Below are 24,467 nucleotides of genomic sequence, written 5' to 3' on the forward strand. Positions count from 1 at the left end.
CGGTCGGTACGCCTGTCACGACGACCGAGCACGTGCGTGCGGCCCGTCCGGAGAGCCGGACGTGCCGCGCCCGCACGGCGCTCCGCTCGTCAGCGTGCCCGACGCCGCAGCGCCAGCACGACCGCACCCGCCAGGACCAGCGCAGCCGCGACCGCGACGGGGGCGACCGTCGCCGCGCCCGTCGTCGCGAGCGCACCGCTCGTCGACGGACGCCGTGCAGCGGCCGTCGGGGCGGGGGTGCCGGTCGGGTCGACGGCGCCCGGGTCGCTCGGGTCGGTGAGGTCGGTGGTGTCCGGATCGGTGGTGCCTGGATCGGTGGTGCCCGGGTCGGTGGTGCCCGGGTCGATGGTGCCCGGGTCGATGGGGTCGGTGGGGTCGGTCGGGACCCACGGGCCAGGCGTCCCGTCCGCGGTGTTGGTGAGGACCAGCTCGACGATGGTGCCGTCGCCGACGACGAAGGTCGCCGACCCGTCCGGGCCGACCCTCACGCCGTCGCCCGTCCAGCGCGGCTCGCCCCACCGGACGCCCTCGATCTCCGGCAGCGCGACCTCGGTGAGCTCGACCTGCGTGCCGACGGGCAGGCCGTCGACGACCTGCCGCTCGTCGGCGCGCAGCGTCAGCGGGTCGGCTGCGACACCGTCGAGGGTCTGCTCGACGGTGAACGTGGTCCCGGTCGGCACGACGTCGGCCTTCCTGTCGTCGACGACCTTGGTGACCGCGTAGCCGCCCGTGGGCGTGGGGACCGGGTCGCCACCGCAGGGGATCGTCCCTGCGAAGAGGAACGCGTGCGCCTCTCCTTCGCCCGCCAGGACGAGGTTGCGCGCGACGACCTGGCCGTCGAGCGGCGAGGCGGAGACCGTCAGGTCGGCCGCGGGCGCGTAGACGGAGCCGTCGATCCGCACCGGGCTCGTGAGCGAGACCGGCCCGGTGACGGCCGAGAGGTCCCACAGGATGTACGGCGAGTACGTTCCCTGCGGATCCATCCGGAACCCCGTGAGGTCGGTCGTGCCAGCGGGCACCCGGACGATCAGCGGGTTCGTCGGGCCGGGCGCGGCACTGCCGTCGGAGAGCTGGAGCAGGCCTGCGCCCGCGACGTCGGCGTAGTCCACGACGTTCGGGGCGACGGCGGAGAGCGGCTCGAGCACGTACCGCTCGCCCCACGACCCCGCGACCCCGACCTGGTGCCCGGCCCCCGTCGGCGAACCCAGGTCGGCAAGACACCGCTGCACGGTCTCGAAGGGGGTCGCCCCTGCCTCGACGTAGCTCGCGACGTCGTCGCGCTCGGTCCGGACCGTCTCCTGACCCGCAGGCCAGGGCTGGTTCGTCGCGTCGATCGCGGGGGCGTCGTCCGTCGCCGTCCGCCAGCGGACCCATCCACCGCGCTCGAAGGCCGCGAAGTCCGTGCTGTCGTGCGCGACCTTGAGGTGACCGGCGAGGGCAGGGTCGCCGCCCGACCCGGAGTTCTTGATCTCGACGAGCCCGGAGTCCGTGGAGTACGAGCCGACGAGGAGGCGGGTGGGGTCGCCGTCCACGGTCGGGATCGTGTAGCCCGGCGTCCCGGCGACGTAGTGGTGGATCGCATACGTCCCTCCGCCGCTGCGCGTGACGGTGAGCTCACCGCCGACGGCGATGCTGCCCTCCGTCTCCTGGTTCGCGAGGGTGGCGTCCTGGCGCGCGTACACGCTGAAGCCGCCGGCGAGGTCGAACGGGTTGACGGTGATCGGAGCAGAGGTCGACGGGTCGGATGCGCTCGCGGCCGATGCCGTCGCCGCAGGGGTGAGGGCGACGGCTCCGGCGAGGAACGCGGTGCCGACGAGTCGCGCGGCGCGGCGGCGGTCGCGACGGGGTCGCGGGAGCATGGTCATGTCGATCTCCAGGGGGTCGTCCGGAGAAGCGACGCTGGTCCTGCCGGTGATCGGGCTGTCGAACTGGACAACCGTCCAGCTCGTCTCCCCGTTCCCGCTCCGGACCGCCTGGCGACCTTCGGCGTGGCGCGCGGGACGAAGGTCCCGGACCTCGGACGCGTGGCCGGCGAGTCCTCGGCCACGCACGACCGTGGCCCGCCCGGAAGGCCGGACGGGCCACGACTCGAAGGGGCGCGAGAGGTCAGACGCGCGTGCCGTTCGACTCCGACGTGGCGCCGGTGCCGGGCAGCGTGCTGCCCGCCAGGCCGGCGATGAGCTGGTTGATGTCGACGCCCGTGAGCTGCTTGATGACGCCCTGGCCCTCCCCGAGGACCGAGGCGACGTTCTTCGTGATCGCGGACGCGCCGTCGGTGGAGATGACGGTCATGCCCTGGATGTTGCCGATCGGCTCGGCCGCGGCGCGCACGATCTCGGGCAGGCGCTCGATGAGCTCCTGCACGAGGGCCGCCTCACCGTACTTCTTGAGCGCCTCGGCCTTGGCGTCGGTGGCGACCGCCTCGGCGCGACCCTCGGCCTCGATCGCCGACGCGCGAGCCTCACCCTCGGCCTTGATACCGGCCGCCAGGGCGACCTGGCGGTCACGCTCGGCCTCACCGGCGCGGCGCACCGCGGCGGCGGACGCCTCGGCGTCCTGGATCGCCGCCGTCTTGTTCGCCTCGGCGATGACGGTGCGCTTGTAGGCCTCCGCCTCCGTGGACGCGTTCGCGGCGTCACGACGCGCGTTCGCCTCCTGGACCTCGGCGTACGCCTTGGCCTCGGCCGGCTTGCGGATCTCGATGTCGAGTCGCTCCTGCGTCACGCGAGCCTGCTCGGCGAGCGCCTCGCGCTCCTGCTGCGCGACGAGACGGTCCTGCTCGGCGCGGGCCAGCTGGCCGGCCGCGTCCGCCTCGGCGTTCGCGCGGTCGGTGTCGGCCTTGATGACGGCGCGCTTGAGGTCGAGCGCCTTCTGACGCTCGGCGATCTGCTCCGCCGCCTCGATGACCGCGAACTCCGACGCACGCTGCGCCTCGGCCTCGGAGACCTCGGCGACCTGGCGGGCGCGCGCGTTCTCGGCGCGGCCCAGGTTGGACAGGTAGTCCGACCCCGGCGTCGAGATGTCGGAGATGTTGAGCAGGTCGACCTGCAGGCCCTGCTCGGACAGGTCGGCCTTGGTGGACTCCACCACGCGGTCCGACAGTCCCTTGCGGTCCGAGATGATCTGCTCGATCGTCATGTCGCCGACGATGGAGCGCAGCGAGCCCTCGAGGGACTCCTTGATGATCTCGGTGAGCGTGCCCTGCTGGGACAGGAAGCGCTGGGCGGCACGCCGCACGCCCTCCTCGTCGCCGCGGACCTTGAAGTTGATCGACGCCTTGATGGCGATCTTGATGCGGTGCTTGTCCACGCCCTCGACGGTGATCCCGATCTGACGCTGCTCGAGCGAGATGGGGAAGCCCTGCTGGAGGATCGGCCAGACGAACGTGCGGCCGCCGACGATGACCTTCTGGCCGCTGCCGGTGGCCTCCTTGCGGCCCGCGCCGCGGCCCACGATGACGAGGGCCTCGTTCGGCGGGACGCGACGGATGCGCTTGCTGATGAAGATGATCACCGCGAAGAACGCGATGACCAGGGCGACGATCGCCAGGGTCGTGATGAGGTTGTTCGAGTCGTCCAGCATGGTCAGCGCCGGGGCGCGTCTCCTTCCGTTCGGGCGGTGGGCGTGCGGTGCGTGCGAAGGTTCGGGTGGCCTGTGCGGCGGTGCGGGCGGGCCGGGCGGCGGTGCAGCAGGTGCGGGACGTCGTCAGTCGTTCGCGAAGTGCCGGCGCACGCGCACCTTGCTGCCGGACTGCTCGAGGACGACGACGCGCGCGCCCTCGGGGATGGGCTCCTCCGACCAGGCGAGCCGGCGCTCGAGCTCGTGCGCGGCGTCGAGCGACACCTCGCCGCGGGCCGGGTCGATGGCGGTCGTCGCGGTGCCCTGCACGCCGACGAGCGACACGGGCGTCCCGTCCTCCGAGTCGCGCAGGTGCGTGACGAGGCGCTGGACGACGAGCACGACGACGACCGCGACGACGAGCGAGCCGACGTACGCGACCCACGTGGGCAGGCCGTTGGCCGTGACGATGACCCCGACGGACCCGAACACCACGCCCCCGACCCCCAGCGAGGTACCCGAGAGCGTCCCGTCACCCAGGTCGACGATCTCCCCGACCAGGAGCGAGAGGAGGAGCAGCGCGAGCGCGGCGATGCCGATGACGAGGAAGACGATCATTCGTGGTCCCTTGAGCGACGCGTGGAGTTGTCGTGAACGTGCGCACACCATACCGTGACGCGCGCGCGAGATCGGCCGTCCACAGCCACCCGGGCATGGGGACCTCTCCCCGCGCCGGTTCGCCTCGCGGGCGGCGACCACGGATGTTTGAGTTCCACCCATGCGGACAGACCCTGCGCGACGCGAGATGCTCCGGTGATCGAGGTCGAGCACCTCACCAAGACCTATGGCGAGACGGTCGCCGTCGACGACCTGAGCTTCGTGGTGCGCACCGGCCGGGTGACCGGGCTGCTCGGCCCGAACGGTGCGGGCAAGTCGACGACGATGCGCATGATCCTGGGCCTGCACCGGCCGACGAGCGGGGTCGTCCGGATCGACGGGAAGCCGTTCGTCGACGACCCGGCGCCGCTCACGGCCGTCGGCGCCATGCTCGACGCCCACGCGGTGCACCCGGGCCGCACCGCGCGCACCCACCTGCGGTCGATCGCGCTCACGCACCGGCTGCCCTCCTCCCGCGTGGACGAGGTGCTGGAGACGACGGGACTGGCCGCGGTGGCCGGTCGTCGCATCGGCACGTTCTCGCTGGGGATGGGGCAGCGCCTGGGCATCGCCGCCGCGCTCCTGGGGCGCCCGCGCACGCTCGTGCTCGACGAGCCCGTGAACGGCCTCGACCCCGACGGCGTGCACTGGGTCCGCGAGCTCGTGCGCGCGCTCGCGGCGCAGGGCACGACCGTCCTCGTCTCGAGCCACCTCATGAGCGAGATGGCGCTCACGGCGGACGACGTCGTCGTCCTGGGCCGCGGACGGCTCGTCGCCAGCGGGACGGTCGAGGAGATCGTCGCGGCTGCGACGGGGGGCAGCGTCCGGGTCCGGACCGCGGAGGCGTCCGACGCGCTGGCCGCCGAGGTCCGTGCGTCCGGCGGCACGGTCGCGTCGACGGAGGAACGGGTGCTGACCGTGACCGGGCTGTCGAGCGACCAGGTCGGCGCGCTCGCGATGCGCACCGGCACGGTGCTCGCGGAGCTCGTCCCGCAGCACGTCTCGCTGGAGGACGCGTTCTTCGAGCTGACGAAGGACGCCGTCGAGTACTCGACCGACGGGGGCCCCCGATGACCGCACAGCCCGCACGGCCCGCGCCCCCGACGACGTCGCCGGCCACGTCGCCCGCCCCGCCCCCGACGAGCGCGCCGCGGCTGGGGTTCGGCGGCCTCGTCGCGTCCGAGTCGCTCAAGGCGCGGGGCCTGCGGTCGACGTGGTGGCTCCTGTCCCTCGCCCTGCTCGTGCCGGTCCTCGTCGCGGTGATCACGGCGCTCACCGAGCGGTCGGACGTCACCGACGCCGACACCGCGCTCGCCGGTGCGGTCGGCGCGTTCACGGACACGAACTACCTCGGGCTCCTGCTCCTCGTCGTCCTCGGGACGATCGTGGGCACCACGGAGTACGAGCGCGGTGCCGTCCTCACCACGTTCGCCGTCGTGCCGCGCCGCGTGCCGGTCGTCCTCGCCAAGGCCGTGGTGGTCGCCGCGGCCGCCCTCGTGGCCTCGGTGGTCTCCGGCGTGGTGTCGTTCCTCGTCGCGGCCCTCGTGCTCGGTCACGGGTCAGCCGGAGGGATCACCGACCCGGTCGTGCTGCGCGTGCTCGCGGGCACGGCGTTCTACCAGGCCGCCGCGGCGGTGATCGCCCTCGCGTTCGGGCTCGTCGTCCGGTCCAGTGCCGGCGGCATCGCCGCGACCCTCGGCTTCCTCTACGTCGTGCCCGCGCTGCTGCAGGCGATCCCGGTCGACGCCGTCGGCCGCTTCGCCCGCTCGCTCCCGGGGCCGGAGGGCACGGTCCTGGAGCTCCCGAGCGGAGCCGACGGTGCGACGCTCACATGGAGCGTCGTCGCGATCGTGGTCTGGACGGCGGTCGTGGTGGCCGCTGCCTGCGTCGTCGTGCGCCGCCGGGACGTCTGACAAGAGGCCTCGGCCTCAGGCGGGCTCGAGCAGGCCGTGCTCGCCGACCGCGCCGACGCTGAGCGTCCGGTAGCCGTGCGAGGCGAAGAGCACGGTCACGCGTTCGCCCTCGCCGTTCTCCTCGCCGGCGTCGTACCCCATGACCGTGCCGTCGCCGAACTCGGCGTGCCGCACCTGCGAGCCTGCGGGGAACGGCACCGTGTCGTCGACGACCCGTTCCGTCGCCGTGCCCGCCAAGCACGTGTCGCAGCGCCCGCAGGGCTCGGCGAGCTCCTCGCCGAGGTAGGCGAGGAGGAACTGGCGCCGGCACTGCGCGGTCTCGGCGTACGCGCGCATCATGTCGAGGCGCGAGTCGTCCACGCGGCGCCGGTCCTCGGCGAGCTCGACCGCGGCGTCGGCGACGTCGGCCGGTCGCGCGCCCGGGCCCAGCAGCGCGCGGGCGTCGGTCACGAGCGCGCGCAGGCGCGCCAGGCGGCGCGGTAGCCGGCCGCGCGGCGACGTGGCGTCACCGGCGCTCGTCCCGGGGGGCGGGTCGGCGGGGCCAGCCGGGTCGTGCGCACCGCGCAGCGCGCGCGCCACCTCGAGCACGTCGCCGCGGTCCGGCACGCCGACCCGGAAGTAGCGCTGCAGCCCCAGGTCCTCCGGCCGGTAGAACAGGACGGCGACGGCGGGCTCGCCGTCGCGGCCCGCGCGACCCACCTCCTGGTAGTAGCCGTCCGGGGACCCGGGCACGTCGGCGTGCACGACGAACCGCACGTCCGGCTTGTCGATCCCCATGCCGAACGCCGACGTCGCGACGACGACGTCGACCTCGTCCTCGGTGAACCGGCGCTGGGCCTCTTCGCGCTCGGCACGGCGCATGCCGCCGTGGTAGGCGACGGCGCGCAGCGCCCGGCCGGTGCTCGGGTCGGCGAGGGCGTCGGCGAGCTCGGTGGTGTGGCGGCGGGTCGCGACGTACACGATGCCGATCCCCTTCTCCGCCTCCTCGCGCACGCGCTCCACGACCGCGCGCCGCTTGTCCGCGTCGTCGATCGCACGGACCACCTCGAGCGCGATGCCGGGGCGGGCGAACCCTCGGACGATCACCGCGGCGTCGCGCAGGTGCAGGCGGGCGGCGACGTCCTCGCGGACGGGTGGCGCCGCGGTCGCGGTGAGCGCGAGGACGCGCGGGCGCGGGTCGAGCGTGTCGATGCGCTCGCCGAGCCGCAGGTACTCCGGCCGGAAGTCGTGGCCCCACACGGAGACGCAGTGCGCCTCGTCCACGGCCACGAGGCTCGGTCGCGCGGCGCGGACGGCGTCGAGCACCTCGGCGTTGGCGAGCTGCTCGGGCGACAGGAAGAGGAAGTCGAGCTCCCCGGCGGCTGCCGCCTCGAGCGCGGCGCGCCGCTCGGCGGCGGGCACGGCGGAGCTCACCGCCGCGGCCGCCGCCTCCCCGTCCCCGAGCTCGAGCAGCGAGCGCATCTGGTCATGCTGGAGGGCGATGAGGGGTGAGACGACGAGCGTCGGCCCGGGCAGCTCGAGGCCCGGCAGCTGGTAGACCGCGGACTTCCCGGCGCCCGTGGGCAGGACGAGGAGGACGTCGTGACCGTCGAGGAGCGCGGAGATCGCCTCGGCCTGGCCCGGCCGCAGCCGCTCCCACCCGAACACCTCGCGCGCCGTGGTCCGTACCTCGGCGAGGGTCGGCGCGCCCGGCGCCGTGGCGCCCTCCGTCACGGGCGCGGGACGTTGCGCAGGTTCGCCCGCGCCATCGACACGACCTCGCCCATCCCTCCGCCGAGGACCTCCTTGCTCATCGCGGCGGCGAACCCGCGGACCTGGCCCGCGGTGATGTTCGGGGGGATCGACAGCGCGCGCGGGTCGGTGACGACGTCGACGAGCGCCGGACCGGGGCGGTGCAGCGCGTCCTCCAGGGCGCGCCGCAGGTCGCGGGGATGCTCCACGCGGACCGCGGGGATACCGATCGCGTTCGCCACGGCCGCGTAGTCGACCTGCGGCGACTCGGTGCCGAACATCGGCAGGCCGTCGACGAGCATCTCGAGCCGCACCATCCCGAGGCTGGCGTTGTCGAACAGGACGACCTTCACGGGCAGGTCGTACTGCCGCAGCGTGACGAGCTCGCCGAGGAGCATCGAGAGACCGCCGTCGCCCGCCATCGCGACGACCTGCCGGTCGTGACCGGCCTCGCGCGTCGCCGCCGCGGCGCCGATCGCGTGGGGCAGCGCGTTGGCCATCGAGCCGTGGAGGAACGAGCCGACGATGCGGCGTCGGCCGTTCGGCGTGATGTACCGGGCGGCCCAGACGTTGCACATGCCCGTGTCGACGGTGAAGACGGCGTCGTCCGCGGCGACCTGGTCGAGGACGTCGGCGACGTACTCCGGGTGGATGGGGGTCGTGCGCTCGACCTTCTTCGTGTACGCGCCGACGACTCCGCTCATCGCCTTCTCGTGCTTGCCCACCATCTTGTCGAGGAACGTGCGCGACCGCGCCTTCCTCACGAGCGGGAGCAGCATCCGCACGGTCTCGCCGACGTCGCCGACGACCGCGAGGTCGAGCCGCGTGCGACGCCCGAGCCGCGTGGGCTCGACGTCGACCTGTGCGGTCCGGACCTCGGCCGGCAGGAACTGGTCGTACGGGAAGTCCGTGCCGAGCAGGAGCAGCAGGTCGCAGTCGTGCATGGCGTCGAACGCGGCGCCGTAGCCGAGCAGGCCCGACATGCCGACGTCGAACGGGTTGTCGTACTGGATGAACTCCTTGCCGCGCAGCGAGTGGCCCACGGGCGCGGCGATCTTGTCGGCGAGCGCGATGACGTCGTCGCGCGCGTCCCGCACTCCCGCGCCGGCGAAGATCGTCACCTTCTTCGCGGCGTCGATCGCCTCGGCGAGCTCCTGGACCGACCGCACGTCCGGGACGATGCGCGGGCGCGGGGGCCGGCACGCGACGTCCGGTACCGCGGCCGGGGCGTCGAGATCGGCGACGTCTCCCGGGAGCGTCAGGACCGCGACGCCCGGCGCGCCGAACGCGTGGTGGATCGCCGAGTTGATGACGCGCGGCGCCTGCTCGGCGCTCGAGATCATCTCCGAGTACACGGAGCACTCGGTGAAGAGCCGGTCGGGGTGCGTCTCCTGGAAGAACCCCGTGCCGATCTGCTTGCTCGGGATGTGGCTCGCGATGGCCAGCACCGGCACGCGCGACCGGTTGGCGTCGTAGAGGCCGTTGATGAGGTGGAGGTTGCCGGGGCCGCACGAGCCCGCGCACACGGCGAGCTCGCCCGTGACCTCGGCCTCGGCGGCCGCCGCGAACGCCGCGGCCTCCTCGTGCCGCACGTGCACCCACTCGATGCCCTTGCCCGCGTTGTCGCCGGTGTTGGACCGGTGCACGGCGTCGACGACGGGGTTGAGGCTGTCGCCGACGATGCCGTAGATCCGGCGCACCCCCGCCTCGATGAGCTGCGCGACGAGCAGGTCCGCGACCGTGCGGTCGCGCTTGTCCTGCGGGGGGCGGCCGATTCCGAACGGCATGACGTACCTCCACGGGTGGGGACGGGTCGTCCTCCATCCTGCGTCGGGCGGCGGTCGGTCGCAGGGCGAGCCCGCGGCGGTCGGCCCGGGCCGGTACGACCGTGTCCCGGCGCTCGACGTCGTGGTCGGCGCCGCACGTCAGCGTGCACCCGCCGGTGCGACGCGGAGCAGCGCCACCGCCAGCAGGGCCCCCAGCGCCGCAACGCCGGCCAGGGCCAGCAGCGCGAGCTCGAAACCCTCGGTCAGCGCGGAGTCCGACGGCGGACCGGCGGACCGGCGCGTCGCGTAGCCCACGGCGACCGCCGAGGCGAGCGCCGCACCGGTCGTCGTCCCGATCGCGAACGACGTCTCCTCCAGACCTGCCGCCAGTCCGGCGTCGCGCTCCTCCGTACCGGCCAGCGCGGCGATCTGGCCCGCGACGAAGGCCGCGCCCAGTCCGGCCCCGAAGACGGTGAGTCCCGGGAGAAGGTCCACCGGCACGCCTGCGGGCGAGAGCCGGCTCAGCAGCACGCACGCGATCGCCAGGAGGCCCAGGCCCGCGGTGGCCACGAGCCGGAACCCCGAGCGGGTGACCAGGTGCTGCCCGACCATCACCGCGAGCACGGAGGCGACGGTCATGGTCGCCGTCGTCAGCCCGAACTGGATCGCCGAGAACCCGAGCACCTGCTGCGCGTACAGGGTCACGACGATCAGCAGTCCGTCGACCGCGATGCCCGCGATCACGACGACCAGGTTGCCGCCGGCCCGGGTGCGCGAGGAGAGGACCCGCAGGGGTACCAGGGGTGCCGGGCTACGACGCTCGACCGCGACGAACGCGGCTGCCGCCACCACGGCACCCGCAGCCAACGTCGCCGCGGCGACACCCGGCCCGTCCTCGGCGACCCGGAACAACGCCAGGAGCATCAGCGTCAGCGCGGCGGTGATCGTCACCGCACCCGCGACGTCCGGACGCTGCCCGCCCGCAGAGCCCTCGGGCAGCAGCACCCGGCAGAGCGACAGCACCACCAGGCAGACGGGGACGTTGGTGAGGAAGATCCACTCCCAGCCCGGCCCGTCGGTCAGCACGCCACCCAGCAGGAGACCGGCCGACGCGCCGGCCCCGCCGAGCCCGCCCCAGATCCCCAGGGCCTTGTTGCGGTCGGGGCCGTCGGGAAAGACCTGCATCACGATCGACAGCCCCGCAGGCGTCATCACCGCAGCGCCCACTCCCTGGACCACACGGGCGGCGATGAGCACCTCGCTCGACCAGGCCAGGCCGCACGCCACCGACGACACCGCGAAGACGCCCACCGAGGCCATGAACACCCGGCGCCGTCCGAGGAGGTCGGCCAGCCGCCCACCCAGCAGCAGCAGCCCACCGATCGCCACCCCGTAGGCGGTGACCACCCATTGCGTCTGGGCAGGGGCGAAGCCGAGGTCGACGGCGATCACCGGTAGCGCCGCGTACACGCTGGTCGAGTCGAGCACCCCCATGAACATGGCCATGCACACCACGGCCAGCGCCCACCACCGCCGCGTCACCGTCCTCGGGCGACCCACGCTCACCATCACGCCTCCTCGGCAGCCTGCCGGAACCCTCGTGGGTGCGTCGGCGCTGAAGAGGTAGATGCCCGCCGGCCCCCGGACTCATCGGGACGCGGGCGAAGACGTCGGGCGGCCGGTCCCGCTCAGGCGAGCCCGTGCGCGCGGACGCCCGCCACGAGCGCGGCGACCTCGGCCTCCCGGTGCGCCGAGAACGGCGACCGACGGCGCTCGACGGCCCGCTCGGCGTCCTCCGTGACGAGCTCGGCGTTGAGCTGCGCGCCGGCCATCACGCCGGCCGCGGCCGACGCGCCGACCATCGCCGACAGGTCGCTCGTGTTGCCCGCGGCCCACACGCCCGGCACCGCCGTCGCGCCGCGGGCGTCGACCGGGACGAACCGCCCACCCATCGGGTGCTCCTCGAGCTCGCCGCCGAGCTGCTCGAACAGCTCGCCGCGCGCGACGAAGCGCGGCGCGACCGCGACCGCGTCGACGGCGAACGTCGTGCCGTCCTCGAGCACGACGCCGCGGAGCGAGCCGCCGGCCACGCCGTCCTCTCCTGCCGGTCGGGTACCCGGAACGCCCACGTCGAGGCGTGCGACCCGCCCCTCGACCACGCGCACGCCGAGGGCCGCGAGCTTCTCCCACGCCGCGTCGTCGGGCTCGGGTGCGGTGTGGAGGAAGAGCGTGACGTCGTCGCTCAGCTGGCGCAGCAGCAGCACCTGGTGCACCGCGTTCGGCCCCGTGCCGAGGACGCCGATGCGGCGACCGCGCACCTCGTAGCCGTGGCAGTACGGGCAGTGGATGACGTCCCGGCCCCACAGCTCCCGCACGCCCGGGACGTCGGGCAGCTCGTCGACGAGGCCGGCGGCGAGCAGCACCCGCCGGGCGCGGACCGTCGTCGGCGCCCGGCCGTCGACGGGGCCCGACGCGTCCGTGCGGTCCGTGCGGTCCGCGCCGGCAGCGCCGGCAGTGGCGAGCGTGGCGAGCGGCGCGACGTCGAGGGCGAACCCGTCTCCCTCCCTGCGCACGGCGACGACGCGGCCGGGCCGGACCTGCGCGCCGTACGACGCCGCCTCGCGCCGCCCGGCGGCGAGCAGCTCGCGGGGCGGGACGCCCTCACGCCCGAGCAGGTTGTGCGCGCCCTCGGCGGGCGCGTTGCGGGGTTCGCCCGCGTCGATCACGACGACGGAGCGCAGCGAGCGGGCGAGCGTCACCGCGGCGGACAGCCCGGCGGGTCCGCCACCGACGATCGCGACGTCGTGGGTGGGGAGCGAGGTGGTGGTCATGGGGTCTCCTCAGCAGGGATCGGGTCAGCGGGAGGGGCGGCGCGCCGCCCAGAGGATGCGGCCGCTGCGGGCCGTCGGCTCGTCGCCGGGGGGCTCGGGGTCGGTGCCCGACGCCGTGCGCTCGGGCCGGTCGAGGAAGGCGGCGATCGCGGCGACGTCCTCGGGCGGGAGGTGCGGCGCGAGGTGGTCGCGCTGGCGCTCGAGGGCCGTGCGCACCCAGCGCGTCGCGTCGGGTCCGGTCGCCGGTGACGACTCGAGCTCGACGCGCTCCACGAGCCGGAACCCGGCGCGCTGGAGGTGGGGCGTCCAGTCGGGGTACTGGTTCCACCCGGCGTGCGTCATCGCCTCGGCGAGGCGGCCGGCGAGGCCCTCGCGTCCGACGGACCGCGGCAGGACGGGCGTCGTCCCGGTCATCTCGACGACCGCGACCAGCCCGCCGGGGGCGAGCGCGGCGTAGGCGTCGCGCAGGACGCGGTCGGGGTCCGCGACGTGGTGCATCGACGCGGACGCCCACACGAGGTCGGCCTCGCCGGTCGCGGGCCACCCGTCGTCCAGGTCGGCCTCGACGGTGCGGACCCGCTCGCCGACACCCGCGCCGTCGGCGGCGGCGCGCAGGCGGCCGAGCATCACGGACGACGAGTCGACGGCGACGACCTGCGCGTCCGGGAGGGCCTTCGCGAGCGCGAGCGTCCCGGTCCCGGTGCCCGCGCCGAGGTCGACGACGGTCCGAGTGGGCGACGGCGCGAGGGCCGCGACGCGCGCGACGACGTCGGCGAGGAGGTCCGCGAAGACCACGGCGTCGAGCTCGAGGATCTCGGCGCAGGCGTCGTCGTCGGGGCGGGCACCTCCGTGGGCGCCTTCATGGGCACCGACGTGGGCATGGCCGTGGTGACCTGAAGCATGGTCGTGGTGGTGGTGGTCGTGCGACGTCATGCCACCACGGTAGGCCGGATCTGCGCAGGAGACATAGACTCTTGCGCATGACGCAAGAAGTCGACCTCGACGCCGTCGTCCGGCAGCGCATCCGCGGGCTGCGCCTCGCGCGCGGCTGGACGCTCGACGCGCTCGCGGCCCGGTGCTACCTCAGCCCGTCGACGCTGAGCCGCATCGAGACGGGGGGGCGCCGCATCGCGCTCGACCAGCTCGTGCCCATCGCCCGTGCGCTCGGCACGACGCTCGACCAGCTCGTCGAGCCGGTCGACGACGAGGACGTCGTGATCCGCCCCGAGCCCAGCCGGCACGAGGGCGTCACGACGTGGCTCCTGTCGCGCGAGCGTGCGGGGAGCACCGTCGCGAAGATGCGGATCACGCCGGAGCGGCCGGTCGGTCCCGAGCACCAGCGCGTGCACCCCGGCCACGAGTGGTTCACCGTGCTCTCCGGGACCGCGTGCCTCTACCTCGGCGAGCGCCGCGTGCTCGTCCAGGCCGGGCAGGCCGCGGAGTTCTCGACGATGGTCCCGCACTCGTTCGGCGCGCACGACGGCCCGGTCGAGATCCTCACGATCTTCGACCACGACGGCGAGCGCGCCCACCTGCGGGACGGCCGGCCCGGCGCGACGCCGCCGACCGGCTGAGGGACCGCCGTCGGGCACCCGCCGAACCCGGGGTTGCACGGCAACGTCCCGTGCCGAACCCCGGGACATGTGTCGTTCGGGCCGTTCAAGGGCGCACAACCCGGGGTTCGGCAGGAGCGATGACCGACGGCGCACCGGTGGGCCGACGGCGCGAGGCGCGTCAGGGTGCCGGCGCGACGTCCTCCCGCGCGGCGCTGCGCCGCAGCGACCGGACTGCCGCGAGCGCCAGCACGACCGCGAGCAGCGCCGCCGCGACGACGACCTCGAACCCGGCGTGCGCGCCGGCCGCGTCGATCCGCGTCCCGGCCACGGACGACCCGATCGACACGCCCACGCCGAGCGACGTCCCGACCCACGCGAGACCCTCGGTGAGCTGGTTCGGGGCGACGAGGTTCTGGACGAGCCCGTTGCCGTTGATGAGCGTCGGCGCGATGGCGAAGCCGGTCACGAACATCACCGCCGCGAGCACGGGCAGCGACGTGACGAAGAAGAACAGGCTCACGCCGACGCCGAGGCCGACGATCCCGAGCACGAAACGCCGCCACAGCGGCGACACCCAGTGCCGGGCGCCGTAGAACAGCCCGGACAGCAGCGAGCCGGACGCGAAGACCGCGAGGATCAGCCCGGCGGCGCCCTGCTGCCCCTGCTCCTCGGCGAACGCGATCGTCGACACGTCGGTGGCGCCGAACACGATGCCCATCGCGACGAAGATCACGGCGAGCACGACCATCCCCGTCGACCGCATGGCCGACCGCTGCTTGACGCCCGGCTCCGGCACGACGACGGGCGGCTCCGTCCCGCGCTGCGAGAGGAACCACAGCCCGCCCACGACGGCCGCGACGAGCGGCACGAGCAGCCCGGCGGACGGGAACACGGTCGTCGCGAGGATCGTGGCGAGCACGGGCCCGACGACGAACACCAGCTCGTCGAGCGCGGACTCGAGGGAGTAGGCGGTGTGCAGGCGCCGGGGGTCGTCGAGCACCCCGGTCCACCGGGCACGGACCATCGACCCGTACGAGCCCTGCGTCCCGCCGGCGATCGCGGCGAAGACGTAGAGCGTCCACTCGGGCGTGCCGAGCACCGCGCACAGGATGAGCCCGCCGAGCCCGAGGGTCGTCGCCGCCAGCAGGGGCAGCATGACCTTCCGCTGGCCGACGCGGTCGACGAGCCGCGCGATCTGCGGCGAGAAGATCGCCTGCACCACGATGAGCACCGCCGCGACGCGGCCGGCGAGGGCGTACTCGCCGTAGATCCCCTGGATCATGAGGATCGTGCCGATGCCGACCATGGACATCGGCAGGCGTGCCACGAGCGCGGCGGCGGAGAAGCGCCAGGCGCCGGGAACGGTCAGGACCGCCCGGTAGGGGTTGCGCGACGCCGGGGCCTCGGGGGCCGCGACGCCGCGCTCGTCACTGGGGTCGTCGTCCTCCGGTCCGGCCGGGGAGAGCGGGGGATCCTGCACCACCGTCCCAGTGTCGCACCGGGTGCTCGCATCGTGGACGATGGGCGCCATGAGCCAGGACACAGACCCGCAGACGATCGACGTCGTCGACGCCGGCGACCGCTTCGAGGCCCGCACCCCGGACGGCGTCGTCGCCGGGTTCGCCGAGTACGTGCGCGAGCCGGGGCGGGTGATCTTCACGCACGCCGAGGTCGACCCGGCGTTCGAGGGCCGGGGCGTCGGGTCGGCGCTCGTCGTCGGCGCGCTCGACCAGGTCCGCGCGTCGGGCGAGCGCGTCGTGCCGCTGTGCCCGTTCGTCAAGGCCTACATCGCGCGCCACCCCGCGTACGAGGACCTCACGCGCCGCTGAGCCCCGACGCACGACGGCGCGGGTGCGGTCGTGCCGCACCCTCGCCGTCGCGCTCGTCCCCGGGCCTGCCGCAGCGCGGACGGCCCGGTCGGACGGTCAGGAGATCGTGCCGGTCCCCGAGCCCTCGAGGCGCTCGTCGTGCAGGAGCTCGCCCTCGGCGTCGACCGGTGTGATGACGGACTCGAACGTGATCGGCGACCCGGGCTGGTACGGGAAGTTCTCGCCGTACGAGTAGGTCTGGTCCGTGCCGAGCGTGTACACCGACGGCTCGCGGTAGGCCCCGTCCGCCATGCCGTTCCGGTTGACGCCCTGCGCGTCGGTGAGGTCGAAGTCCGTGACGGAGTCCATGCCCTGCATGTAGGGCCAGTCGTCGTAGCGCGCGCTCGTGTTGACGAGGCTCGAGCCGAGGTCGATCGGCTCGCCCTCGTTCGTCACGACGTAGTTGACGAAGACGATGTCGTCCCCCACGGCGATGATCGGCTCGTTCTTCTCCGGGTCGACGAAGTTCCCGGTCTTCGTCGCCGGGACGACGCTCACCTGGTAGACGTCGACGCGCACGTCGCCGACGGTGTAGGTCGAGATCTGCTCGCCCGGGTCCTTGAGGGGGTTCGCCCAGTCGGGCTGCTCGCCGTCGCTCGCGGGCGCCGCGTCCTCCTCGGCCGCCTCGGTCTCGTCGTCCGCCGGCTCGGCCTCCGTCTCGGCCGACTCCTCGACGGCCGGGGCGCTGGTCTCCGCGGGCGCGTCCCCGCCGTCGGAGCAGGCTGCGAGGCCGAGGACGAGAGCGGACGCGACAGCGAGGTGGGCGGCGGTACGGGCAGGGCGCATGAGGACTCCGGGCTCGTCGGGTGGGATTCCCGGCGACCGTACGTGGGCGCGGCGCGCGCAGCGATGGGTACCGGTGCCCATCCAGCACGGTGGGACCGAGGACCTTCGCCTGTTGCGCAAGATTCCGCGAGGCACGAGCCTTCCGGTATGACCCACGTCACGTCCGTCCCCCCGGTCCGACGGCCCGCTGTGCGAGACAGGGCCGGAGGTCCCGTCCGGTGACGCGGCTGCGGGTCGAGCACGCGGACGTCGTCGTGGTCGGTGGCGGCGCGGCCGGGCTGAGCGCGGCGCTCGCGATCGCGGAGGCGGCCGCCCGCGAGGCGACGGCCGACGAGACCGCCCGGACCCCCGTCGTCGCACTCGTGTCGAAGGTGTACCCGATGCGCTCGCACACCGTCGCGGCCGAGGGCGGCGCCGCGGGCGTCGTCGGGGACGACGACTCGCTGGAGCAGCACGTCGCCGACACCCTCGCAGGCGGCGCGGGGCTGTGCGAGGAGGACGCGGTGCGGTTCGTCGTCGAGCGCGCGGCCGGCGAGCTGTGGCGGCTCGAACGCTGGGGCATGCCCTGGAGCCGCGGCGACGACGGGCACGTCGCGATCCGCCGGTTCGGCGGGATGAGCCGCGCGCGCACGTGGTTCGCCGCCGACCGCACCGGGTTCCACCTGCTGCACACGCTCTTCCAGACGTCGCTGCGCCACTCGGGCGACGCCGGACCGATCCGCCGCTACGACGAGCACCACGTCCTCGACCTCGTGGTCACGGGTGAGGTCGTGGACGGCGGCGGGCCGGCCGTCGCGGGCGGTTCGCCAGGCGCGCAGGTGCGCGGCGTCGTCGTGCACGACCAGCACCGCGGCGAGCCGCTGCTCCTCGCCGCGCCCGCGGTGGTCCTCGCGACCGGCGGCGCGGCGCGCGCGTGGGGGACGAGCACGAACGCGGGGATCGTCACGGGCGACGGCATGGCGATGGCGCTGCGCGCGGGCGTCCCGCTGCGCGACCTCGAGCTCCTCCAGTTCCACCCGACCGGCCTGCCCGGCAGCGGCATCCTGCTCACCGAGGCGGTGCGCGGCGAGGGCGGCGTGCTGCTCGACGCCGACGGCAAGCGGTACCTCGCCGACTACGGCCTCGGCCCCGAGACGCCCGTCGGGTCGCCCGTGCCCCGCACGATGGAGCTCGGCCCGCGCGACCGGCTGTCGCAGGCGTTCTGGCACGCGGACCGCGACGGTCGCACGATCCCCTCGCCCGACGGCGGCGTCGTGCTGCTCGACCTGCGCCACCTCGGCCGCGAGCGCATCGCCGAGCGGCTGCCGCTCGTGGCGAGCCTCGCGAAGCAGTTCGCGGGCGTGGACCCCGCGCTCGAGCCGGTCCCCGTCCGCCCGACGGCGCACTACACGATGGGCGGCATCCGCACCGACGCGCGGGGCGCGACGGAGATCGGCGGGCTGTTCGCCGCCGGGGAGTGCGCGTCGACCGGGCTGCACGGGGCCAACCGGCTCGGGTCGAACTCGCTCGTGGAGACGCTCGTCGTGGGACGCGCGGCCGGCGAGCAGGCGCTCGGGTGGTCGCGCGAGCACGCCGTCGGGGGCGGGCGCGTGACCGGCGGTGCTGCGGCCGCCGGTGCGGGGGTCGGCCCCGGGAGCGTCGCGGCGGACGTCGTGGACCGCGCCGCGGAGGTCGCGGACCGTCACCTCGCGATGCGGGGTCGCGGCACCGAGCCTCCTGCCGCAATCCGCGCGGAGCTGGGCCGCGTGCTCGACGCGGACGCCGGGATCTACCGCGACGCCGAGGGGCTGCGGCGGGCGCTCGCGGCGCTCGAGGAGCTGCGCGCACGCTACGACGACGTCCGCGTCGCCGACACGGGCGCGGTGCTCAACACCGACTGGGCGACGACTGTCGAGCTCGGCGCGACGCTGCTCGTGGCCCATGTCGCGGTCGCGGCGGCGCTCGCGCGCGAGGAGTCGCGTGGCGCGCACCAGCGCCTGGACTTCCCCGGCACCGACGACGTCCCGCGCCACTCGCTCGCGGCGCTCGACGCCGACGGCGGGGTGCGGATCACGCACGCGCCCGTGGGTGGACGGCCGTCGTCCGGCGCCGAGCACGACCTCACGGACGGAAAGAGCGCGAGAACGACCGCCAGGTCGTTCTCGGCGGCAGAGGGAGCGGGCTCGTGAGCGAGACGGGGAGCACGGTGCGGCTTGAGGTGGCACGTCAGGACCCCGACGGCGCAGCACGGCGCGACGTGTTCGACGTCCCGTTCGACGACCGCACGTCCGTGCTCGACGCGCTGCAGTGGGTCAAGGACAACGCCGACCCGACACTGACGTTCCGGTGGTCGTGCAAGATGGCGGTCTGCGGGTCGTGCGGCGTCATGGTCAACGGCCGCCCGGTGCTCGGGTGCGAGACGTTCGTGCGCGGCTACCGCACGTCGGGCCTCGTCGTGGAGCCGCTGGCGCACGCCGAGGTGCTGCGCGACCTCGTCGTCGACACCGACACGTTCCTCGGCAAGCTCGCCGCGGTGAAGCCGTGGCTCGTGCCCGACGGCGCGACGCGGCTCCCGCTGGCCGGCCCGGCGGGGGAGGCCCTCGCCCTGGGCGCGGACCCGGGTCCGGGTGCGCACGACCCGGCCCCGGACCCAGGCGACGACGCGCTGCGGGCGCGCGGGCCGGCGTCGGGCAGCGTCCAGGCGCCGGGCGAGCTCGCCGCGTTCCGGGACTTCGCGCAGTGCATCGACTGCATGCTCTGCTACGCGGCGTGCCCGCAGCTCGAGCCGGCGCCCGACTTCCTCGGCCCGGCGGTCGTCGCGACCGCCCGGCGGTGGGACGAGGACTCGCGCGACGGCGGCGAGCTGGACCGTGCGGACGTCCTCGACACGGAGAACGGCGCGTGGCCGTGCATCCAGGTGGGTGCGTGCACGCAGGTGTGCCCGAAGGGTGTGGACCCGGCGCGCGCGCTGCGGGACGCGCAGCGTGTCGCGACCGAGACCTGGGACGCCCGTCAGGCGCCGCGCTAGGTCTCCGGTTCTCGCCGAGGGAGAAGCTCCGGTCGCGAGGTAGGACGCCGGGGGTTCTCCCTCGCGACCGGAGCTTCTACCTCGCGACCGGGAGTCAGCTGCCGAGCGCGGCCGAGACGACGTCCTTCGCCTCGGCCTGGACCTGCGCCAGGTGCTCCTCCGACACGAACGACTCGGCGTAGATCTTGTAGACGTTCTCCGTGCCCGACGGCCGCGCCGCGAACCAGGCGTTCTCGGTCGTCACCTTGAGGCCGCCGATCGCCGCGTCGTTGCCCGGTGCGCTCGTGAGCTTCGCGGTGATCTGCTCGCCCGCGAGGTCGGTCGCGGTGACCTGCTCGGGCGAGAGCTTGCCGAGCGTCGCCTTCTCCTCGAGCGTCGCGGGGGCGTCGACGCGCGCGTACCAGGACTCGCCGTACCGCGCGACGAGCTCGCGGTGGTGCTCCGACGGCGACTTCCCGGTCGTCGCGATGATCTCCGACGCGAGCAGCGCGAGCAGCAGGCCGTCCTTGTCGGTCGACCAGACGCGGCCGTCCTTGCGCAGGAACGACGCCCCCGCGGACTCCTCGCCGCCGAACCCGACCGAGCCGTCGAGCAGCCCGGGCACGAACCACTTGAACCCGACCGGCACCTCGATCAGCCGGCGCCCGAGCCCGCCCGCCACACGGTCGATGAGCGCCGACGACACGAGCGTCTTGCCGATCGCCGCGTCGTCGCGCCATCCGCCCCGGGCGCCGCCGTACAGGTACTCGATCGCGACGGCGAGGTAGTGGTTCGGGTTCATGAGCCCGGCGTCGGGCGTGACGATGCCGTGGCGGTCGGAGTCGGCGTCGTTGCCCGTCGCGACGTCGAACGGCGCCTCCTCGCCCGTGCCCGTCATCCCCGCGACGAGCGACGCCATCGCGTACGGCGACGAGCAGTCCATGCGGATCTTGCCGTCCCAGTCGAGCGTCATGAACGACCAGCGCGGGTCGACCTGCGGGTTCACGACGGTCAGGTCGAGCCCGTACCGCTCGCCGATCTCGCCCCAGTACTCGACCGACGCGCCGCCCAGCGGGTCCGCGCCGATGCGCACGCCCGCCGCGCGGATCGCCTCGAGGTCGAGGACGTTCACGAGGTCGTCGACGTACGTCGTGAGGAAGTCGTGCTTGTGGACGTGCTCCGACTCCAGCGCCTGCGTCAGCGCGACGCGGGGGACCGCCCCGACGCCGGTGCGCAGGATCTCGTTCGCGCGGTCCGCGATCCAGCCGGTGGCCTCGGAGCCGGCCGGCCCGCCGTGCGGCGGGTTGTACTTGAAGCCGCCGTCGCGCGGCGGGTTGTGCGACGGCGTGACGACGATGCCGTCCGCGAGGCCGGGGCCCGTGGTCCGCACGCCCTCGGACGTCCCGGCGCCGTTGTGCAGGAGGATCGACTGCGAGACGGCAGGGGTGGGCGTGAAGGAGTCCCGCGCGTCGACGAGGGTGGTCACGCCCGCGGCGACGAGCACCTCGAGCGCCGTCTGCCACGCGGGGAGCGACAGGGCGTGCGTGTCGCGGCCGATGTACAGCGGTCCGTCCGTGCCCTGCGACCGCCGGTACTCCACGATCGCCGCCGTGATCGCGACGATGTGGGCCTCGTTGAACGCGTGGTCGAGGCTCGACCCGCGGTGGCCCGACGTGCCGAACACGACCTTCTGCGCGGGGTCGTCGACGTCGGGGGACAGGTCGTAGTAGGCGCCGACCACGGCGTCGACGTCGATGAGGTCGCTGGGCTGGGCGGGGGTGCCGGCGCGGGGGTCCATGGGTCGATCCTGCCAGGGGTGGCCGTCCCCCGTCAGCCGGGACGGGAAGGCCGTCTCAGCGACCGGCGTTCGCCCGGTCGATCGCCATCTCGACGGCGTCGAGCAGGCGGTCGAGGCTCGCGTCGAACGGGCCCTGCGGGGCGTCGAACCCGCCCGCGACGTAGACGCGCGTCATGGTGGGGTAGCGCTCGACGTCGAACCAGTCCTCCCAGAACGAGCTGAGCGTCGTCCAGTACTCGTCGCTGCCGTCCTGCTCGGACGACTCGGCGATCGTCGCGCGCGCCAGCCCCTGCACGTAGTTGTCCACCAGGCCGAGCGTCTCCACGACCTGGATCTCGCCGAGGCCGGTGTCGACGATCGTGCGCAGCCCGGCCTCCTGGGCGTCGAGCACGTGCGGGGCGAGGGGCGCGCGCCACATGTTGGTCTGCAGGATCCACGGGTGGCGCAGGTAGAGGTGCCACATCTCGTGCGCGTACTGCGCGAGCGCCCGACGCCACGGGTCGCCGGCGGCAGGCAGGTCGAGCTCGGAGTAGGCCCGGTCGATCATGAGGTCGACGAGCTCCGTGCGCCCGGGGACGTACGTGTAGAGCGACATCGCGCCGACGCCCAGCTCGGTCGCGACGCGGCGCATCGAGAGCGCGTCGAGCCCGCCCTCCTGCGCGACGGCGATCCCGGCCCGCACGACGTCGTCGAGCGTGAGTCGTGGCTTGCGTCCCCGGGTCGCAGGGGAGGGCGGGTCCCACAGGAGCGCGAGCCGGCGCGTGACCTCGGGCGTGCGCACGACCTCGGCGATCCCCGCGCGTGCGTGCTCGGCGGCGGCGACCGCGCTCGGCACCCCGGCCTCGGCGGCCGCGACGACGCCGCGCGGCCGGTCCCGGGTCCCGTCCCCGCCGGCCTCGGCGGGCTCGTCGGACCCGGCCGGCCCGGCAGGGCTGCCCGGGACGGGCGGGGTGCCCGACGGCGCGTCGGAGCTCGTGCGTTCCTCGGTGCGGTCGGTCGTCACGTGCGCATCCTCCCCCGACTTCCTCTCGTGGGCCGCCTCGGTACGTGTCCGCAAGCAAGGCTTGCCTTTTCCCGTACACCGTATGCTAGCGTGGTCGGGTCAATTTCGGTACGGCGTACGAAAGGGTGGCTCCGGTGATCCGAGCCCGTGGCCTGACCAAGACCTTCCACCGCAAGAAAGAGGTCGTCGAAGCCGTCAGGGCGATCGACGTCGACGTCCGCGAGGGCGAGCTCGTCGCCTTCCTCGGTCCCAACGGGGCCGGCAAGTCCACCACCCTGAGGATGCTCACGAGCCTCCTCGAACCGACCGCCGGCTCGGCCGAGGTCGCCGGGTTCGACGTCGTGCGCCACCCCGCGCACGTGCGCTCGCGCATCGGCTTCATCGGGCAGGGCAACGGGGGCGGCTACTCCTACCGCGTGCTCGACGAGCTGCACAACCAGGGCCGCTTCTACGGCCTGCCTCCCGCCGAGTACTCGCGGCGCGCGGCCGACCTCCTCGAGGCCCTCGACCTGGGCGGGCTCGAGAAGCGGACCGTGCAGTCGCTGTCCGGTGGTCAGCGACGGCGCCTCGACGTCGCGCTGGGCCTCATGAACCACCCGCCGCTGCTGTTCCTCGACGAGCCGACGACGGGGCTCGACCCGCACGCGCGCGCCAACCTCTGGGAGCACATCCGGGCGATGCGCGAGCGGTACGGCATGACGATCGTCCTCACGACGCACTACCTCGACGAGGCCGACGACATGGCCGAGCGCGTCGTCGTCATCGACCACGGCGACATCATCGCCGACGCCACCCCGGACGACCTCAAGCGCGACCACGCGGACGACCTCATCACGCTCACCGTGAGCCCGTTCCCGGGCGACGGGCCGGGGCAGGGTGCGCCCGCGTCGTCGGGCACGGAGGGCGTGCCCGACGACGTCGCCCGGGTCCGCGCGGCCCTCGCCGAGGACGCGGAGCGGGCGGAGGTGACGCCCGGCGCGGACGGCGGTCTCGCCGTGCGGATCTCCACGACGCACGGTGCCGACCGGCTGCCCGAGGCGATCGAGACGCTGCGCGTCGGCGGGTTCGCCGTGCGGTCGGCGGAGCTCCGGCAGGCGAGCCTCGACGACGTGTTCCTCAACCTCACCGGACGCAGCCTGCGAGAGGAGGCGGCGTGATGACGACCAGGACCGACGTGTCAGGAGCACGGACCACCGGGGTGACCTCCGGCCCTGACGCCACCCTGCGGACGGGGGCCGCGAAGTTCTTCGCCGACACCTGGGCCGTGTTCACGCGCGAGATCCTCCTCGTGCTGCGCGACCCGTTCACCCTCATCTTCTCGCTCCTGCAGCCGCTGATCTTCCTCGGGCTGTTCGGGCCGTTGCTGACCGGTGCGGTCGGCGGGTCGTTCGGGGGAGCGGAGGGCGCGAGCACCGCGGACACGCTGCAGTGGTTCGTGCCCGGCGTGATCGTCATGATCTCGCTGTTCGGCACGTCCATGAGCGGGTCCAACCTGCTCTACGAGATGATGACGGGCTCCTACGAGCGGGTCCTCGCGACGCCGCTCGACCGGTCGGCGATCCTCGTGGGCCGCGCGCTCAAGGAGTTCGCGCCGCTCGTCGTGCAGGGGCTGCTCATCGCGCTCGTGTGCGTGCCGTTCGGGTTCACCCTGTATCCGCTGCACCTGCTCGTCGGGCTCGCGCTGCTGGGCCTGTTCGGCATCGGTGTCGGCGCGCTGTCCATCGCGCTCGCGCTCGCGGCGAAGAACCGTGAGTGGCTGTTCTGGGGCGTGCAGCAGTCGCTGCTCTTCCCGCTGCTGATCCTCTCCGGGATGATGCTGCCGCTCGAGGCCGGCCCGGCGTGGATGCGCACGGCCGCGCTGTTCAACCCCCTCACCTACATCGTCGACGCCGAGCGCGCGCTGCTCGCCGGCCGGTTCGCCGACACGGACGTGCTGTGGGGCTTCGTGGCCGCGGCGGTGACGTGCGCCGTCGGGCTGTGGGTCGGCATCCGGCGCACGCGGCGCACGGTCTGA

General features: G+C 74.2%; 20 protein-coding genes. 8 read left to right on the plus strand and 12 right to left on the minus strand.

Features of this window, described 5'->3' with window-relative positions; genetic code table 11:
* Positions 1–89: 89 nt before the first annotated feature.
* From NFS20_RS12865 to NFS20_RS12875, 3 genes are all read right to left on the minus strand, one after another.
* Positions 90–1,865 (minus strand): collagen-binding domain-containing protein, encoded by a 1,776-nt coding sequence (locus NFS20_RS12865; RefSeq protein WP_251152178.1) that lies wholly within the window; start codon positions 1,863–1,865, stop codon positions 90–92.
* Between the two features lie 241 nt (positions 1,866–2,106).
* A complete protein-coding gene (locus NFS20_RS12870; protein ID WP_251152179.1) occupies positions 2,107–3,582 on the minus strand; it encodes a flotillin family protein in 1,476 nt (491 codons plus the stop codon).
* 123 nt (positions 3,583–3,705) lie between these two features.
* Positions 3,706–4,176 (minus strand): NfeD C-terminal domain-containing protein, encoded by a 471-nt coding sequence (locus NFS20_RS12875; protein ID WP_251152180.1) that lies wholly within the window; start codon positions 4,174–4,176, stop codon positions 3,706–3,708.
* 195 nt (positions 4,177–4,371) lie between these two features.
* Here NFS20_RS12875 and NFS20_RS12880 point away from each other — a divergent pair, with 195 nt between their 5' ends.
* Together NFS20_RS12880 and NFS20_RS12885 are read left to right on the plus strand one after the other, a co-directional pair.
* A complete protein-coding gene (locus NFS20_RS12880) occupies positions 4,372–5,289 on the plus strand; it encodes an ABC transporter ATP-binding protein (RefSeq protein ID WP_251152181.1) in 918 nt (305 codons plus the stop codon).
* Positions 5,286–6,128, plus strand: coding sequence for an ABC transporter permease (locus NFS20_RS12885; RefSeq protein ID WP_251152182.1), 843 nt, complete (start codon positions 5,286–5,288; stop codon positions 6,126–6,128). Before NFS20_RS12880 ends, NFS20_RS12885 begins: the two co-directional genes overlap by 4 nt.
* A 15-nt stretch (positions 6,129–6,143) precedes the next feature.
* Here the strand turns inward: NFS20_RS12885 and NFS20_RS12890 are convergent, their stop codons facing one another.
* The 5 genes from NFS20_RS12890 to NFS20_RS12910 form a co-directional block, all read right to left on the minus strand.
* Positions 6,144–7,841 carry a RecQ family ATP-dependent DNA helicase gene (locus NFS20_RS12890; RefSeq protein WP_251152183.1) on the minus strand — a complete coding sequence of 566 codons (1,698 nt, stop codon included), beginning with the start codon at positions 7,839–7,841 and terminating at the stop codon, positions 6,144–6,146.
* On the minus strand, positions 7,838–9,646 hold the full coding sequence (locus tag NFS20_RS12895; RefSeq protein ID WP_251152184.1) for a pyruvate dehydrogenase: 1,809 nt from the start codon (positions 9,644–9,646) through the stop codon (positions 7,838–7,840). Before NFS20_RS12895 ends, NFS20_RS12890 begins: the two co-directional genes overlap by 4 nt.
* A 138-nt stretch (positions 9,647–9,784) precedes the next feature.
* Entirely contained in the window at positions 9,785–11,191 is a 1,407-nt protein-coding gene (locus NFS20_RS12900; protein WP_251152185.1) for an MFS transporter, read from the minus strand.
* A 122-nt stretch (positions 11,192–11,313) separates the two neighbouring features.
* Positions 11,314–12,456: an NAD(P)/FAD-dependent oxidoreductase gene (locus tag NFS20_RS12905; RefSeq protein ID WP_251152186.1), complete on the minus strand. Its 1,143-nt coding sequence runs from the start codon at positions 12,454–12,456 to the stop codon at positions 11,314–11,316.
* Between the two features lie 24 nt (positions 12,457–12,480).
* Entirely contained in the window at positions 12,481–13,389 is a 909-nt protein-coding gene (locus NFS20_RS12910; protein WP_251152187.1) for a class I SAM-dependent methyltransferase, read from the minus strand.
* 47 nt (positions 13,390–13,436) lie between these two features.
* Between NFS20_RS12910 and NFS20_RS12915 the strand changes: the two genes are divergently transcribed.
* Positions 13,437–14,030 carry a helix-turn-helix domain-containing protein gene (locus NFS20_RS12915; RefSeq protein WP_251152188.1) on the plus strand — a complete coding sequence of 198 codons (594 nt, stop codon included), beginning with the start codon at positions 13,437–13,439 and terminating at the stop codon, positions 14,028–14,030.
* 160 nt (positions 14,031–14,190) lie between these two features.
* Here the strand turns inward: NFS20_RS12915 and NFS20_RS12920 are convergent, their stop codons facing one another.
* A complete protein-coding gene (locus NFS20_RS12920) occupies positions 14,191–15,495 on the minus strand; it encodes an MFS transporter (RefSeq protein WP_353050455.1) in 1,305 nt (434 codons plus the stop codon).
* 46 nt (positions 15,496–15,541) lie between these two features.
* On the opposite strand from NFS20_RS12920, the gene NFS20_RS12925 reads away from it, so the two are divergent.
* Positions 15,542–15,841, plus strand: coding sequence for a GNAT family N-acetyltransferase (locus NFS20_RS12925; RefSeq protein ID WP_251152189.1), 300 nt, complete (start codon positions 15,542–15,544; stop codon positions 15,839–15,841).
* A gap of 96 nt (positions 15,842–15,937) precedes the next feature.
* On the opposite strand, the gene NFS20_RS12930 is transcribed toward NFS20_RS12925, so the two are convergent.
* A complete protein-coding gene (locus NFS20_RS12930; RefSeq protein WP_251152190.1) occupies positions 15,938–16,666 on the minus strand; it encodes a hypothetical protein in 729 nt (242 codons plus the stop codon).
* A gap of 218 nt (positions 16,667–16,884) precedes the next feature.
* Between NFS20_RS12930 and NFS20_RS12935 the strand changes: the two genes are divergently transcribed.
* Positions 16,885–18,834, plus strand: coding sequence for an FAD-binding protein (locus NFS20_RS12935; RefSeq protein ID WP_251152191.1), 1,950 nt, complete (start codon positions 16,885–16,887; stop codon positions 18,832–18,834).
* Positions 18,831–19,673, plus strand: a complete 843-nt coding sequence (locus tag NFS20_RS12940; RefSeq protein WP_251152192.1) for a 2Fe-2S iron-sulfur cluster-binding protein — start codon at positions 18,831–18,833, stop codon at positions 19,671–19,673. Before NFS20_RS12935 ends, NFS20_RS12940 begins: the two co-directional genes overlap by 4 nt.
* A 94-nt stretch (positions 19,674–19,767) precedes the next feature.
* Here NFS20_RS12940 and pgm read toward each other — a convergent pair whose 3' ends face one another.
* Both pgm and NFS20_RS12950 read right to left on the minus strand, forming a co-directional pair.
* The gene (gene pgm / locus NFS20_RS12945) at positions 19,768–21,450 is read right to left on the minus strand and encodes a phosphoglucomutase (alpha-D-glucose-1,6-bisphosphate-dependent) (RefSeq protein WP_251152193.1); all 1,683 of its coding nucleotides are present in this window, start codon (positions 21,448–21,450) and stop codon (positions 19,768–19,770) included.
* A gap of 55 nt (positions 21,451–21,505) precedes the next feature.
* Complete coding sequence (locus tag NFS20_RS12950; protein ID WP_251152194.1) at positions 21,506–22,453, minus strand: TetR/AcrR family transcriptional regulator; 948 nt, start codon at positions 22,451–22,453, stop codon at positions 21,506–21,508.
* Positions 22,454–22,587: 134 nt separating this feature from the next.
* Here NFS20_RS12950 and NFS20_RS12955 point away from each other — a divergent pair, with 134 nt between their 5' ends.
* Together NFS20_RS12955 and NFS20_RS12960 are read left to right on the plus strand one after the other, a co-directional pair.
* Entirely contained in the window at positions 22,588–23,610 is a 1,023-nt protein-coding gene (locus NFS20_RS12955) for an ABC transporter ATP-binding protein (RefSeq protein ID WP_251152195.1), read from the plus strand.
* Positions 23,610–24,467 (plus strand): ABC transporter permease, encoded by an 858-nt coding sequence (locus NFS20_RS12960; protein ID WP_251152196.1) that lies wholly within the window; start codon positions 23,610–23,612, stop codon positions 24,465–24,467. Before NFS20_RS12955 ends, NFS20_RS12960 begins: the two co-directional genes overlap by 1 nt.

Origin of the sequence: Cellulosimicrobium sp. Marseille-Q4280, from assembly GCF_943181405.1 — a bacterium.
Classification (GTDB): domain Bacteria; phylum Actinomycetota; class Actinomycetes; order Actinomycetales; family Cellulomonadaceae; genus Cellulosimicrobium.